Source organism: Luteibacter sp. 3190, from assembly GCF_031456385.1.
In the GTDB taxonomy this organism is placed as follows: Bacteria; Pseudomonadota; Gammaproteobacteria; order Xanthomonadales; family Rhodanobacteraceae; genus Luteibacter.
Map to the genome: position 1 here is coordinate 131629 of NZ_JAVDUO010000004.1, position 14176 is coordinate 145804.

The following is a 14176-nucleotide window of genomic DNA, read 5'->3' on the forward strand; positions in this document are numbered from 1 at the left end:
GCGTCAGTCCGGCGCGAACGCGTTGAGCCAATGCACGAACTTCGCCGTGTCGCCGTCCTCGTGGATGTCGACCGCGACGAAGTTCGGCTTGCGCCCCGCGGCGGGACGGCAGTAGTCGACGTAGCGGACGTGTAGCCGGTCGAAGTCGTTGTCCGCCGCCACGTGCCAGTCGGTCAGGGGCGTCGCCGCGTCGTGGAAGTGGTTCATGGTGAAAAGCCGGCGCCACCCCGGCTTTCCCGCGACCTCGGCCTCGGACAGGGGAACGTGCTTCCATCGGCTGTAGCACGCGTAATTGTGCTCGATGACCGGTGTGCCGAGGCTCCAGTAATTCTCCACCGTGAACGCGTCGCTGCGCATGAAGTGGACGGGCCCGGCCGGCGTGTCGATGCGGCCGCTTTGCTCGTTGGCGAGGGTGAAGACGAGGATGCGCCGGCCGCTCTGCACGATCGCTTCGTAGGTCGGCCAGCCATCGATGTCCCACGCGTCGGGATCGAACGTCATCGCCGCCAGGGCGGGCGCCCTCTCCAGTTCGGCGACGAGCGCGTCGCGCGTCGTGAAGTCCTCCAGATGGAGCATCAGCACCGCCGACGGATCGCGCTCGAGGAACGGTAGCAGCGTTCCGTTGACCAGATCGGCGAAGTGGGTCGGCGGGGTGGTGCACCGGTTATGGCAAAGGCTCACCCGGCCGCGGTGTTCATGCAGATCGAGCATGAACGCGCGAACGCCCGCGGCGAGCTGCTCCTCGATCGTCTGGCGCTGGTTCGGAAACGAGCCGTTGCTGGTGAACGCGTTGTGCGTCGTCACCCAGCTGTAGCGGTCGAAGGGGCGGCTCAGGTCGGTCGGCGTGTCGGCATTGGCCGCATGGGCCAGCAGGTTGGCGATGGCGAATACCGTCAGTCCGGCGAGCCGCGTGTGCATGGTGGTGGGCACGGGAGACTTCCATGTGGCAAGGCATGGAGAAAGTCTATGAAGCGGTGCCCGGGCGTCGCCGTCGGTTCACTACCCGGGTTCGTGTAGTCCTGCCTACTTCTGGCAGCCTGGGCAGTAGAACGACGCGCGTTGGCCGAGCGTCACGACGCGGATGGCCGCGCCACAGGTCTTGCAGGGCTCGCCCGCCCGGCCGTAGGCGTTGAGTTCCTGGAAGAAGTAGCCCGGCGCGCCGTCCGGTGCGAGGAAGTCGCGCAGCGTCGTGCCGCCCCGTTCGATGGCGTACGCGAGGATGCGCTTCACCTCCGTGGCGAGCCGCGCGTAGCGCTCGCGCGAGACCTTCCCGGCGGCGCGACGCGGATCGATGCCGGCGGCGAACAAGGCTTCGCTTGCATAGATGTTGCCGACGCCGACGACCACGGCGTTGTCCATCAGGAACGTCTTCACGGCCGCGGTGCGACCGCGCGAGAGGCGCCACAGCAGGTCGCCGTCGAACGCCTCGGTGAGGGGTTCCGGCCCGATGCCTTCGAGCAATTCGTGCGTTTCGTCCGGCATCTGCCAGAGCAGGGCGCCGAAGCGACGCGGATCCGTGAAGCGGAGCACGCGGCCGGAGTCGAGCAGGATGTCGACATGGTCGTGCTTGCCGGGCGGCGTGTCGGCGGGGAGCACGCGCAGCATGCCGGACATGCCCAGATGCAGCAGTGCCGTACCGGCCGCCGTGTGCAACAGGAGGTACTTGGCGCGCCGTTCCACCGCGTCGACGACCTGACCCGGCAGCAGCGTCGCGATCTCCGGCGGAATGGGCCAGCGCAGATCGGGACGGCGCAGGACCACGCCGGTTACCCGTCGCCCTTCGATGTGCGGTGCGATTCCGCGGCGGGTGGTTTCGACTTCGGGCAGTTCAGGCATGCGCGAAAGATGGGGTTTCCCGGCGTTCCGGGCAAGCGGTCACGGTGCCGTCGAGGCCGACGTGGGCAACGGCGACGTGCGCGGCGCCCTTGGCAGGGCTTGCGCGGGGACGATGGCGATGCGGTCGCCGATGCGCGCGTAGCGCTGCTTGCCCAGGGCGGTCATCTCGCCGAACTCGATCCGTGTATCGTCCAGGCGCAACTCGGCCAGCGGGGGCGCCAGGCCGATCTTCGCGGGGTCGAAGGCGCTCGCCGGCCGCCAGTCCGCGACGGGCGTGGCCGCCAGCGACGCGAGTTCGTCGGCGCGACCCTGATCGACGGCGCCGGTGCCGTTCGTCCAGCGGCCGTCGTGGCGGTCGAACCGCTGGACGGGCAGGCCTTTCAGCGACACCTCGACATGCGTCACGGCATCCGGATCGAGAGGCGTCAGCAGATGCGCGCGCGCTTCGGCATCGTCGGCATGCCATTGCCAGGCCACCGCTCCGACGAGCGCGATCAACGCCACGATGCCTGCGACGCGTGCGAGCACGTCAGCGCCGCCGGCGTCGCCACGCGATGCCGACGCCGAGCGCCAGCAGCACGAGGGGCAGGAAGACGAGGAAGCCGAAGGTCACGGCGTTGAGGCCGTCCTGCGAGAGCGAGATCACGCGATCGGGCGCGCCGCGCGCGGGCAGGTCGACGAGCACGTCGTCGCCGAGCAGCCAGTCGAGGATGCGCTCGCCGAGCGCGCGATTGCCGCCGTTGCCGACATAGGTGTTGGAGAGGAAGTCGCCATCGCCGATCACCACGGCTCGCTGTTCGCTCTTCGCCGGGCTGGGCGAGAGGCGGTTGAGCGCGAACGCGAAATCGAGCGGTCCCTTCAGTTCGCCGGCTTCGGGATGGAAGGCGACTGTCGACGGCTTGTCGTTGTCGATGCCTCCGAACGCGGTCCAGCTGCGTTCGCCGGAGCGCAGGAAGGGCACCACGGCCCAGTCGTGGTCGGATACCTGCGCGAGTGCCGCGACCTGCGGGAACAGCGTCGTTTCGCGGAACGCGCGCGTGATCGCATGGAAAGGATAGTCGCCCACCACAACGAGGCGCGGATCGTTGACGTTGAGCGTGCTGCCCTGGCCATCGACGAGGACGCCGGGCAGCACGCGCACGCCGAGCACGTCGGCGAGCGCGCCGGTGCCGAGGTCGTCGTTCGCGGGCTCGGTGAGCCAGAGCAGGTTGCCGCCGTCGCGCACGTAGTCGACGAGCGCCGTCACGCTCTGGGCCGGCAGGGCGGCCACCGGGCTCGCCAGCACCACGAGGTCGGTGTGCTCGGGAACGCCGCGCGTCTGGCTGAAGTTGAGGGGCACGGCCCGGATGCCGCGCCGTTCCACCTGGCGCATGAACGTGCCGAGGTCGGCGTTCGCACGACCGTCGGCCTGACGCTCGCCGTCGCCGGTGACGAAGGCGACGATGCGCTGGCCGCCGCGCGCGAGGCGTTCGAGCGCGTTGGACAGGTTGCGTTCGTTGATGGGGCTTTCGACGCGTTCCTCGCGGCCGTGGTAACGGATCAGCAGCGCGCCGTCGCCTGCGATGCCCAGCTGCCGCGACGCCGCCGGATCGAGGTCGGGATCGACGAAGGAGAGGACCAGATCGGGTTTCGCGCGCGTGTAGCGCTCCATCACCGCGGCGATCTGCTCGCGCAGCGGGCCGGCTGGCGACAGGTAGCCGACGACCTCGACGCGGCCCGGAAGTTTTCCGAGCACGGCGACGCTCTCCGGCGCGAGGCTGGCGCGCGCGCCGCGCGTCCAGTCCCATGTCCAGCTGTGTCGCGCGCTGAGGAAGCCGAGGCAGCCGGTCGCGACGATCAGGCCGAGGAGCACGAACCAGCGGTCGAGGCGGCGCATCACTGGCGCTCCCGGTCGGCGCCCAGGCGACGGATCGCGAGGGTCAGGGCGAATGCGATCGCGAGCGCGAACCATGCGAGGTCCGCGGTGGTCACGAGGCCGCGCAGGAGGTTCTGCAGGTGCGTCGCCATCGTCAGCCACTCGAGGAACCCACCGTTCACGCCGGCCGCCTGGGCGCCCCGGTCGATCGTCCACAAGGCCAGCGTGACGATCAGCGCCATGGCGGCGGCGATGGCGGGAAAGCTCGTCGCCGCCGAGCAGGCGATGCCGATGGCGGCGAGCGTGGCCAGCATCAGCGCCGTGCCGAGGGTGGCCGAGGCCAGCTTGCCCCAGTCGGCGGTCGACTCGAGGCCGACGACAAGCGGCATGGCGAGTGTCGCCATCAGCCACAGGGCGAGCCACACGAGCACCGCGAGGTACTTGCCGAGCACGATCCGCCACGGCGGCAGGCCGGTCGAGGCGAGGAGGGCGAGGGTGCCGTTCCGGCGCTCCCCGGCGAGCTGCGTCATCGTCATCAGCGGCACGACGAGGAAGGCGAGCTTGGCGAGCTCGGCGAGCAGCGGAATGGCGACCAGATCGGTGAAGCCCGGCGCGTCGGCCACCGCGGCGTATTTCACCTGCTGGGCGACGAACTGGCCGAGGCCGAGGATGAAGGTCCACGCGAGCCAGGCGATGGTGAGCGCGGCGAGCGCCCAGGCCAGGGGCCGGACGGCGAGGCGGCGGAGTTCGAGTCCCGTGACGGCGAGGACGGTCATGCCGCGTTCCCCGTGGCGATGCCGAAGAAGGTGGCCTCCAGCGCCTTGCCGCCTTCGTCGCCCTGCAGTGGGGCGTCATGGCGGAGCGAGCCCTCGTGGAGGATCGCCACCCGGTCGCACACGGCGACGACCTCGCCGAGCACATGCGTGGAAAGAATGACTGCCGCTCCGGCGGCGGCGCGCTCGCGGATGAGCTTGCGCAATTCGCCGACCTGGACGGGGTCGAGCGCGTTCGCCGGTTCGTCGAGGATGATCAACGCCGGATCGTGCACGAGGGCGCACGCCAGCCCCAGGCGCTGGCGCTGGCCCTGGGAAAGGACTCCGGCCATCCGCCGCCGCAGCGGTTCCAGCTGAAGGCGCGCGACCATCGCATCGGCCGCCCGGCGGGCGGCCGCGCGCGTCGCCCCGCGCAGCCGGGCGAACGCCAGCAGGTGCTCGTCGACCGAGAGTTCGGGCCACAAGGGGGCGCTTTCGGGAAGCCAGCCCACCAGCGTGCGTGCCAGGCCGGGGTGGGCCACGAAATCCTTGCCGGCCAGGAGGATCCTTCCGCGATCGGGTCGCAGGGCGCCCGCGAGCATCGAAAGCGTCGTGGATTTGCCCGCGCCATTGACGCCGAGCAGGCCAAGCACTTCACCGCCGTTCAGGCGGAACGAGACGTCGGCGACCGCCGCGCGGCCGGCGCGGCGGCGGGAAACGCCTTCGACGTTCAGCAAGCCGTCTCCGATCATGCCCGTACGTCGCCCATCGCCGCGCTTCTTGCAGAATCCTGCTCCCATCGTGTCGACGGGGCGGCGGGCGGATGAACGGTGGGCGTCGGTGTCATCCCGCGATTGTGCGGAATGGCCGCCGGATCCGACAACCGCCGTTTTCACAAATCGCCGGAAACCGTGCTGGTGGGTATGGAACCGGCTGGTTAGACTGGTCAGGCACGATCCCTTCACTTCCCGCGCGGTACCGACTGAATGCTCGACACCCTGCTCGATTTCCTGTCCAACGGCCTCACCCGCGCAAGCTGGGGCGAGATCGTCGTGTACATGCTGGTGGTCACCCAGCTCACCATCTTCACGGTGACGCTCTACTACCACCGTAGCGCGACCCATCGCGGCGTGGATTTCCACTGGACCCTCAACGGCTTCTTCCGTTTCTGGGGCTGGCTGACCACGGGCATGGTGGTGAAGGAGTGGGTGGCCATCCACCGCAAGCACCACGCCAAGGTCGAGACCGAGGAGGATCCGCACAGCCCGCAGATCTTCGGCATCAAGAAGGTCTTCCTCGACGGCGTCTCCCTCTACCGTGAGGCCAGCGAAAACAAGGCCGACATGGAGAAGTACGGTCGCGGCACGCCCGACGACTGGTTCGAGCGTCACCTGTTCGGCAAGCACCCGTACTGGGGTCCGGTGCTCATGGCCGTGATCGACCTGTCGCTGTTCGGCGTGGTCGGCATGGCGCTGTGGGCGGTGCAGATGATCTGGATCCCGTTCTGGGCCGCCGGTTTCGTCAACGGCATCGGCCACTGGTGGGGCTACCGCAACTTCGAGAGCTCCGACACGGCCACGAACATCTCGCCGTGGGGCTTCTGGATCGGTGGCGAAGAGCTGCACAACAATCACCACGCGTTCCCGAGCTCGGCGAAGTTCGCGCTGCGCAAGTGGGAGTTCGACATCGGCTGGGCGGCCATCTGCGGCCTGCGCTTCCTCGGCCTCGCCAAGGTGCTCCGCGTCGCGCCGACGCTGAACATCCGCCCGAACGTCCACCTGCCGGACGCCGAGACGCTCAAGGGCGTGCTGGCGCTGCGGTTCCAGGCCACCACCGATTACTACCGCAACGTCATCCTGCCGACGATGCGCGAGGAAGTCGGCCAGGCCGGCGAGAGCATCAAGGCCATTCCGCGTCGCCTGCGCCGCGCGCTGGCCGATGGCGGCCGCTGGCTGGACAACGACGCCCGCGAGCGCATGCATGCCGCGCTCGCCAATCGCCCCGCGCTGCAGACCGTGTGCGAGTTCCGCGCTCGCCTCGTCGCGCTGATGGAAGAGCGCGGTGCGGAGAAGTCGCTCAAGGCGCTCCAGCAGTGGATCGTCGAGGCGGAGCAGAGCGGCATTCGTTCGCTCCAGCAGTTCGCGCAGCGCCTGAAGGGGTACTCCGCGGTCGGCGTCTGAGTCGAAGCGCTACGCAGGTCCGAAAGGGCGCCGACTCGGGAGGGTCGGCGCCTTTTTCATGCGTGGACGATCACCAGTGTCGTGCCGCGTCGGCGAACAGTTCGACGGCCCAGTCGATGAAGGCGCGCACGGCGGGGGCGAGGTGGCGACTCTGCGGATAGAGGGCCGACACCGGTTCCAGGGGCGCATCGACATCGGCGAGCACCCGGATCAGACGCCCCTCCGCGAGCGGCTCGCGCACCATGTAGCTGGCGACACGGATCAGGCCCAGCCCGGCCATGCCGGCCGCGACATACGCATCGGTGTCGTTGACGCGGACGCGTTCCTTCATCGCGATGCTCACTGTCTCCGTCCCTTGCCGGAACGGCCACGCGATCGAGCGGCCCGTCTGGCTGTTCACATAGCCGACGGCCGTGTGCCGGCCCATTGCCTCGATGGAGTCGGGCATGCCGTGACGTTCGAAGTACGCCGGTGAACCGCACACGTACCATCGGAACGCGCCGAGGCGACGGGCGACGAGGCGCGAGGGGCGAAGCTCGCCGGCCCGGATCACGCAGTCGATGCCGCGCTGGATGACGTCGACGGTGGCATCCGCCAGGTGCAGGTCGAGGTCGATGCCCGGATACCGTGCGTGGAAACCGCCGAGGGCGGGAATGATGAAATGCGTCGCGAGCGACGGGGTGGTGCCGATCGTGATCGATCCTCGGGGCGCGCCGGTCTGCTGAGCCGTGGCCTCCGCCGCCCGCACGTCGTGCAGGATCGCCTTGCAGCTGTCGAAGTAACGAAGGCCCGCGTCGGTGAGGCTCAGGGAGCGGGTCGTCCGGTTGAGCAGCCTCGCGCCCAGGTGCGCCTCGAGCTCCTTGATGGTGCGCGTCACCGTTGACGGAAGGACGTGCATGGTCTCGGCGGCCCTGCGGAAGCTGCCGGCCTCGATCACGCGAATGAATGTCTCCATCGCCTGCAGACGATCCATGCGGGGCTCCGTGACGCGGCCGGCGCACCGACCAGGATTGTTGCGCGATGACGAACTATGAAGTCGTGCACGCGCAGCCTATCACCGGCTTCTCATCGAGCACCATGGTGGCTGGCTTGGTCATTGCATCGAAGAGGGCGAACAACATGGTGAACGAAAGCGAAGCGCTCAAGGACGTCCTCGTCCTCGGCGCGGGACAACTGGGCATGGCGGTACTGCGCGCGCTGGCGCCGCGCGCTCGGGCGGCGGGCCACCGACTGACGGTACTGGTGTCGCCGGCGAGTCTGACCGAGCCGTCGGGGCAGGAGGCGCTCGAACGGTTGGGCGTCGACGTCGTCGGCTTCGACCTCATGGCGGACGAAGCGTCGCTGGCGGCGCTCTTCTCGCGGTACCGCACGGTGCTGAACGCGACCGGGTTCGTCGCGGGTCCGGGAACGCAGATGAAGATCACGCGCGCCGTGCTGGCGGCAGGGGTTTACCGTTACTTCCCGTGGCAGTTCGGGGTGGATTACGACGTCGTCGGACGTGGCAGCGGGCAGCCCGTCTTCGACGAGCAGTACGACGTCCGTCAGGTGCTGCGTGCGCAGCGCGGAACCGAATGGGTGATCGTGTCGACGGGCATGTTCACGAGTTTCCTGTTCGAGCCTGCGTTCGGCGTGGTCGACCTCGACGCGGGAAAGGTCAACGGCCTCGGCAGCTGGGAAACGCGAGTCACCGTCACCACGCCCGACGATATCGGCAGGCTCACGACGGAGATCCTGCTGGCCGAGCCGTGGATCGCGAACGAGGTCGTCTACCTGGCCGGCGACACGATCTCGTACGGCGAGCTGGCGGACGTGGTCGAGCGCGTCACGGGGAAGAAGGTCGAAAGGACGCTGTGGACGCTCGACAGGCTGCGCGCCGATCTCGCCAACGCGCCCGACGACGTGATGGCGCGATACCGGGCGGCCTTCGCGCGCGGCGACGGGATGTGGTGGGAGATGTCGCGGACGTTCAACCGGCGGCACGGGTACGAGACGGTCGACGTCGAGGGCTACCTGCGATCCCGCCTCGAGTGTTGAAGCAAAAAGAAAGCCGCCTTTCGGCGGCTCCCGCCATCGTCAGATGGCACGCCTTTATCAAGGCAAAAAGAAAGCCGCCTTTCGGCGGCTTTCTTCGGAAGATCACTTGATCTTGCCTTCCTTGTATTCGACGTGCTTCCGGACGACGGGGTCGTACTTCATGAAGACCATCTTTTCCGGGGTGTTCTTCTTGTTCTTGGTGGTCGTGTAGAAGTGACCGGTGCCCGCGGTGGAAATCAGGCGGTGCTTATCGCGCTTGCTTGCCATGTTCGATCTCCTTAGATCTTTTCGCCGCGGGAACGGAGGTCGGCCAGCACGGCTTCGATGCCGTTCTTGTCGATGGTGCGCAGCGCGTGGTTGGAAACGCGCAGCTTCACCCAGCGGTTCTCGCTGGCGACCCAGAAGCGACGCTCGTGCAGGTTCGGCAGCCAGCGGCGACGGGTCTTGTTGTTCGCGTGCGAGACGTTGTTACCGGTCTGCACACCCTTGTTGGTGACTTGGCATCTACGGGCCATGATGACCTCCTCTAGATTCGTTGGACCATCCTTTGGCCAGGACGGCGACGGCCCAGCGACGCGCCGTTCGACCGGGCGCCACGCGATGGCTGGAGGGTGGAGCGCTTCCGCCGCTGAGGGCCCGCATCGCGTGACGGGCCTGCCCGACGCATCGGGTTGGCATAGGGAAGCCGGGCATTCTCTCAGAATCCCACGTGCCCGCGCAAGCCGGACTGTGCGCCGCGCCGTGTTGTATGAAACAATCCCGGCTTTCGTGCCCCCGGCACACGCCCACTCCAGACGACGCCTTCCCGAGGACAACGCAATGGCAGAAATCACCGCCAACGGCCAGGCCGGCCAGCCGCAGCTCGTGCTGCAGAAGATCTACGTGAAGGACGCCTCCTTCGAAGCCCCGAACGCCCCGCAGGTGTTCCAGGAAATGGGCGAAACCGAGGCGCAGCCGCAGGTCCAGCTCAACCTGGGCCACAAGGCGACGGACCTGGGCAACGATCTGTTCGAAGTCGTCCTCAGCCTGACCCTCACCTGCAACCTGGGCGAGCGCACGGCGTACCTGGCCGAAGTGCATCAGGCCGGCATCTTCGGCATCGCCGGCTTCAGCGACGAAGACCGCGACGGCATCCTCGGCTCCTACTGCCCGAACCTGCTGTTCCCGTACGGCCGCCAGATGGTCTCGGCGATGATCCAGGAGGGTGGTTTCCCGCCGTTCCTGCTGCAGCCGATCAACTTCGACGCCCTCTACGCCGAGCAGCAGCGCCAGCAGGTCGAAGGCGTGGGTGCCCATACCCTCAACAGCTGACGCGATGAGCGCCGCTTCCCGACCCACCGTCGCCGTTCTCGGCGCCGGGTCCTGGGGTACCGCGCTGGCCGCGCTGCTGGCGCGCAACGACGTCGCCACGCGACTGTGGGGGCGCGACGCGGACGCGCTCGCGGCCATGGCCGCGGCGCGCCGCAACCTGCGTTACCTGCCCGATCTCGACCTCCCGCCCGAGCTCGCCTACGAGTCCGATCTCGCGGCGGTGCTGCGCGGGGCGGACATCGTCCTCATGGTGGTGCCGAGCCACGCCTTCGCGGCGATGCTCGACCAGATCGTGCCGCTGCTCGAGGCCGGAGCGAAGATCTCCTGGGCGACCAAGGGCTTCGAGACCGGCACCGGTCGTTTCCTGCACGAGCTCGTCAACGAGAAGCTGCCGGGCCGCCCCGCGGCGGTCGTCACGGGGCCCTCGTTCGCACGCGAAGTCACGGCGGGTCTGCCCAGCGCGGTCACGGTGCACGCGACCGACGAAGCCTTCGGCAAGGAGCTCGCCGTGCTGCTGCACGCGCCGAACTTCCGTGCCTACACGGGCAACGACATCCTCGGCGCCGAGCTCGGTGGCGCAATGAAGAACGTGCTTGCGGTGGCGACGGGCGTGGCCGACGGCATGGAGCTTGGGCTCAATGCGCGCGCGGGCCTCATCACCCGTGGCATGAACGAAATGCTGCGGCTCGGCGTGGCGCTGGGCGCGCGGGCCGAGACCCTGATGGGGCTGGCGGGCCTCGGCGACCTCGTGCTCACGTGCACGGGCGACCTCTCGCGCAACCGCCGGCTCGGGCTCGCCCTGGGCAAGGGCATTCCGCTCGACGAGGCCGTGCGCCAGATCGGCCAGGTGGTCGAGAGTGTCGTCACGGCCGACGAGGTGGCGCGGCTCGCCGGCTTCCACGGGCTGGACCTGCCGATCTCGGCCGCGGTGCGTGCCGTGCTGCATGGTGAAGTCACACCCGCCGAGGGCCTGCGCAGCCTGATGGGCCGTGAGCAGAAGGCCGAGTACCCGGTCGACCTGTTCGCCAACCGGCGCTGAGACGCGGGCCAGGCCGACGCCCGGCTCGCTGAACCGGGCCGGTCCACTGGGTAAAAAGTCCTACGGGTTCCTCATCCTGCGTTTGCTAAGCTTCCTGTTTTGATCGCGCGGGCAGGATCGGTACGGATGCATCAACCGGACGACAAGCGCAGCAGGGGGGACGAGCCGGCCGGTTCGCTGCCGCAGGCGTGGCGGCGCGCGCTCGACGGCGCGGCCCCGGCGGCGCCGACCGACCGCACCGTGCTCGGTTTTTTCGTCGAGGCGGTCAACGACGACCATGAGCCGGCCGCCCGGCTGGACGTCGCGCCCGTGCTGCTTTCCGTCAGCGCCGACGGCCGTTACTCGCGCCCCTTGCCGCTCGACAGTCGCCACCTGCCCGAATCCGCGCTCACGGTGACCGAGAAGCGGCTCGCCGCGACGCTGCTCGGACTGCCCCAGACGTTGCGCAAGAGCCGGAGCTACGCCCGTTTCACCGGTACGCTCGGCGACCAGCTGCTGGCCGAGGTGCTCGACAACGCACCGTGCTTCTTCGGCGGCGTCGCCGGCCTGCAGCTCTCGCGCGGCAAACCGCACGCGTTGCGTTGGCGCTGGAGCCTCGAGAAGGACGGCAGCCAGAAGCTGCTACCCGACGTGCCTGCGAGCCAGCGCCTGTTCCGCGTGGGTTCGCTCTGGTACCTCGACGCCGAACACGCCGAGGTCGGCCCGCTCGAGGGCGATCCGTCCGAGAGCGCGTGGCTCGACCTCCCGGCGCTGCCGCCGGAGAGCACCGCCGCGTTCATCGCCGGCCGCGACGGCACGCGCTTCGGCAATCGTCTTCCGGAACCGCAGGTGTTCGGCGCGATGCGTCGCGCGGAAGTCTCGCCACGGCCCGTGCTCGTACTGCATGCGCTGACGCGCCACGCCCGCCTGGCCGCCGGAACGCCGCCGCTCGCATACGGCCGGCTCGCTTTCGATTACGCCGGCGAGCGCCTGCCCGGGCGTGGCGGTGAGCCACTGGTGCGCCGCGTGCGCAACGGAACGCTCCTCGAGATCTGCCGTCGCCGGGCCGAAGAACTCGCGACCATGGAAAGCCTCGAGTCCGCCGGGCTGAATCCTGCCGTCGACACCGAGGGTCTCCCCTGGGACATGGCGGACACGCTGCCGGAGGACGCCTGGCTCTTTCCGGGCAAGGGCTATGCCGGCGCGCTGGAAGTGAACACGCCGGCGCGATGGCTCGCCCTGCGTCCGCGGCTCGAAGCGGACGGTTTCCTGCTCGAGTACGACCGCAGCTTCCCGTTCGAAGTCCTCGAAGGCCCGGTGCGCTGGTACGGACAAGCCGACGAGGACGATGCCGATCGCGCCTTCGATCTCGAGATCGGCATCGAAGTCGAAGGCAAGCGGGTCAACCTGCTGCCGGCCGTGGCGCAGGCCCTGGCCGAGCATCAGCTCAGCCTGAGCCCGCTCCCGGGCGAGGCGGAAGACTCGGTCTGGTATGCCCCGGTCGACGATCGTCGCCGCGTGCCGGTGCGGCTGAAGGAATTGCGCGGCCTCCTCGCGCCGCTGGCCGAATACCTCGAGAAGCCTCGCCAGCAGCTTCACCTTCCGCGCGTGCAGGCGGGGCGTCTGGAGGAACTCGTGCAGGCCCTGCCGAGCGGCGGGTCGTTCGAAGCGCCGGAGCGACTGCGCGGCTTCACGCGCCGCCTGCGCGAGGCGGCCGAGCGCGCGAGCGACGCCGTGCCGGCCGGCATCCGTGCCGAGCTGCGCGGTTACCAGCGCGACGGCCTGCGCTGGATGAACGCGCTCGCCGAAGCGGGCACCGGCGGTGTGCTCGCCGACGACATGGGCCTGGGCAAGACCCTGCAGCTCATCACGCACCTGGTCGCGCTGAAGGAGAGCGGCAACCTGTCGTCGCCGGCGCTGGTCGTGGTGCCGACGAGCCTCGTGCCGAACTGGATTTCGGAGGTCGCGCGCTTCGCGCCGGAACTCACGTTGCTGGCGCTGCATGGCCCGCAACGCGCCGAGACGTTCGCGCGCATCGCCGAGCACGACGTGATCCTGACCACGTACGCGCTTCTTCCGCGCGACGTCGAGACACTGAAGAAGCACGCCTTCTCGCTCGTCGTTCTCGACGAGGCGCAACAGGTGAAGAACCCGCGCACGCAGGCGCGCCGCGCGCTGCTCGCGCTGAAGGTGCAGCGTTGCCTGTGCCTCACCGGCACGCCGCTGGAAAACCACCTGGGCGAGTTGTGGTCGCAGATCGACCTCGCGGTGCCGGGACTGCTCGGCGACGAGGGAGCGTTCCGTCGTCACTATCGCGTGCCGATCGAGAAGCACCAGGACATCGACTGCCAGGACCGGCTCAATCGCCGCATCGCGCCGTTCATCCTGCGCCGCACGAAGGCGCAGGTGGCATCGGAACTGCCGGCGAAGACGGAAATCACGCGTCGCGTCGTCATGGAGCCGAAGCAGCGCGATCTGTACGAAAGCCTGCGCCTGTCGCTGGCGGAAGAGCTGCGCGAGGTGATCGCGCAGCGCGGTATCGCGCACAGCGGCATCGTGGTGCTCGACGCGCTGCTGAAGCTCCGCCAGGTCTGCTGCGATCCGCGGCTCGTGAAGCTCGAAGCCGCGCGTGGCGTCCGCGAATCCGCGAAGTTCGAGCTGCTGATGGACATGCTGCCCGCGCTACTCGCCGAAGGGCGTCGCGTGCTGCTCTTCAGCCAGTTCACCGAGATGCTCAAGCTCATCGCGCACGAACTCGATCGTCGCCGCATCGCGTACGTCACGCTCACCGGCGAGACACGCGATCGCGCCGAGCCCGTGCAGCGCTTCCAGGATGGCGAGGTGCCGCTCTTCCTGCTGTCGCTCAAGGCCGGCGGCGTCGGACTCAACCTCACCAGTGCCGACACCGTCATCCACTACGACCCGTGGTGGAACCCGGCGGCCGAAGCGCAGGCGAGCGATCGCGCGCATCGCATCGGCCAGGACAAGCCCGTCTTCGTCTATCGCCTCATCACGGCGGGAACGGTGGAAGAGCGCATCGAAGAGCTGAAGGCCCGCAAGGCGGAACTCGCCGATGCGGTCCTCGAAGGCGGTGGCAGTCGCGAGCGCCTCAGCTTCGACGAAAGCGACCTCGACGCGCTGCTCGCTCCCTCGACGTAGGCCGCACCGCCGGGGAATGCGCCGGCGATTG

Annotated in this window: 14 protein-coding genes; 5 read left to right on the forward strand and 9 right to left on the reverse strand. The window is 68.8% G+C overall.

Annotated elements, in window-relative coordinates:
* Nucleotides 1-3: 3 nt before the first annotated feature.
* The 6 genes from J2X58_RS16265 to J2X58_RS16290 form a co-directional block, all read right to left on the reverse strand.
* On the reverse strand, nt 4-930 hold the full coding sequence (locus tag J2X58_RS16265) for a hypothetical protein (protein WP_310049417.1): 927 nt from the start codon (nt 928-930) through the stop codon (nt 4-6).
* A gap of 93 nt (nt 931-1023) precedes the next feature.
* On the reverse strand, nt 1024-1836 hold the full coding sequence (gene mutM, locus J2X58_RS16270) for a bifunctional DNA-formamidopyrimidine glycosylase/DNA-(apurinic or apyrimidinic site) lyase (RefSeq protein ID WP_310049419.1): 813 nt from the start codon (nt 1834-1836) through the stop codon (nt 1024-1026).
* A 39-nt stretch (nt 1837-1875) separates the two neighbouring features.
* A complete protein-coding gene (locus tag J2X58_RS16275) occupies nt 1876-2364 on the reverse strand; it encodes a hypothetical protein (protein ID WP_310049421.1) in 489 nt (162 codons plus the stop codon).
* 1 nt (nt 2365) lies between these two features.
* Nucleotides 2366-3712, reverse strand: a complete 1347-nt coding sequence (locus tag J2X58_RS16280) for a DUF4350 domain-containing protein (protein ID WP_310049424.1) — start codon at nt 3710-3712, stop codon at nt 2366-2368.
* Nucleotides 3712-4467: an ABC transporter permease gene (locus J2X58_RS16285; protein ID WP_310049435.1), complete on the reverse strand. Its 756-nt coding sequence runs from the start codon at nt 4465-4467 to the stop codon at nt 3712-3714. The genes J2X58_RS16280 and J2X58_RS16285 overlap by 1 nt, the downstream gene beginning before the upstream one ends.
* Nucleotides 4464-5408: an ATP-binding cassette domain-containing protein gene (locus J2X58_RS16290; RefSeq protein WP_310049438.1), complete on the reverse strand. Its 945-nt coding sequence runs from the start codon at nt 5406-5408 to the stop codon at nt 4464-4466. Before J2X58_RS16290 ends, J2X58_RS16285 begins: the two co-directional genes overlap by 4 nt.
* Before the next feature lie 21 nt (nt 5409-5429).
* Here J2X58_RS16290 and J2X58_RS16295 point away from each other — a divergent pair, with 21 nt between their 5' ends.
* On the forward strand, nt 5430-6623 hold the full coding sequence (locus J2X58_RS16295) for a fatty acid desaturase (protein ID WP_090057555.1): 1194 nt from the start codon (nt 5430-5432) through the stop codon (nt 6621-6623).
* A gap of 70 nt (nt 6624-6693) precedes the next feature.
* Here the strand turns inward: J2X58_RS16295 and J2X58_RS16300 are convergent, their stop codons facing one another.
* Complete coding sequence (locus J2X58_RS16300) at nt 6694-7596, reverse strand: LysR substrate-binding domain-containing protein (RefSeq protein WP_310049441.1); 903 nt, start codon at nt 7594-7596, stop codon at nt 6694-6696.
* 146 nt (nt 7597-7742) lie between these two features.
* On the opposite strand from J2X58_RS16300, the gene J2X58_RS16305 reads away from it, so the two are divergent.
* A complete protein-coding gene (locus J2X58_RS16305) occupies nt 7743-8657 on the forward strand; it encodes an aromatic alcohol reductase (protein ID WP_310049442.1) in 915 nt (304 codons plus the stop codon).
* A gap of 102 nt (nt 8658-8759) precedes the next feature.
* Here J2X58_RS16305 and rpmG read toward each other — a convergent pair whose 3' ends face one another.
* Entirely contained in the window at nt 8760-8924 is a 165-nt protein-coding gene (gene rpmG / locus J2X58_RS16310; RefSeq protein ID WP_036109728.1) for a 50S ribosomal protein L33, read from the reverse strand.
* An 11-nt stretch (nt 8925-8935) separates the two neighbouring features.
* On the reverse strand, nt 8936-9172 hold the full coding sequence (gene rpmB / locus J2X58_RS16315) for a 50S ribosomal protein L28 (RefSeq protein ID WP_089981369.1): 237 nt from the start codon (nt 9170-9172) through the stop codon (nt 8936-8938).
* A 304-nt stretch (nt 9173-9476) separates the two neighbouring features.
* Between rpmB and secB the strand changes: the two genes are divergently transcribed.
* The 3 genes from secB to J2X58_RS16330 all read left to right on the forward strand — a co-directional run bounded on the left by secB (nt 9477) and on the right by J2X58_RS16330 (nt 14145).
* Nucleotides 9477-9968, forward strand: coding sequence for a protein-export chaperone SecB (gene secB, locus J2X58_RS16320; RefSeq protein WP_090057550.1), 492 nt, complete (start codon nt 9477-9479; stop codon nt 9966-9968).
* A 4-nt stretch (nt 9969-9972) separates the two neighbouring features.
* Complete coding sequence (locus J2X58_RS16325) at nt 9973-11007, forward strand: NAD(P)H-dependent glycerol-3-phosphate dehydrogenase (protein WP_310049451.1); 1035 nt, start codon at nt 9973-9975, stop codon at nt 11005-11007.
* A 126-nt stretch (nt 11008-11133) separates the two neighbouring features.
* Nucleotides 11134-14145, forward strand: a complete 3012-nt coding sequence (locus tag J2X58_RS16330) for a DEAD/DEAH box helicase (protein WP_090057545.1) — start codon at nt 11134-11136, stop codon at nt 14143-14145.
* The last annotated feature ends 31 nt before the right edge of the window (nt 14146-14176 follow it).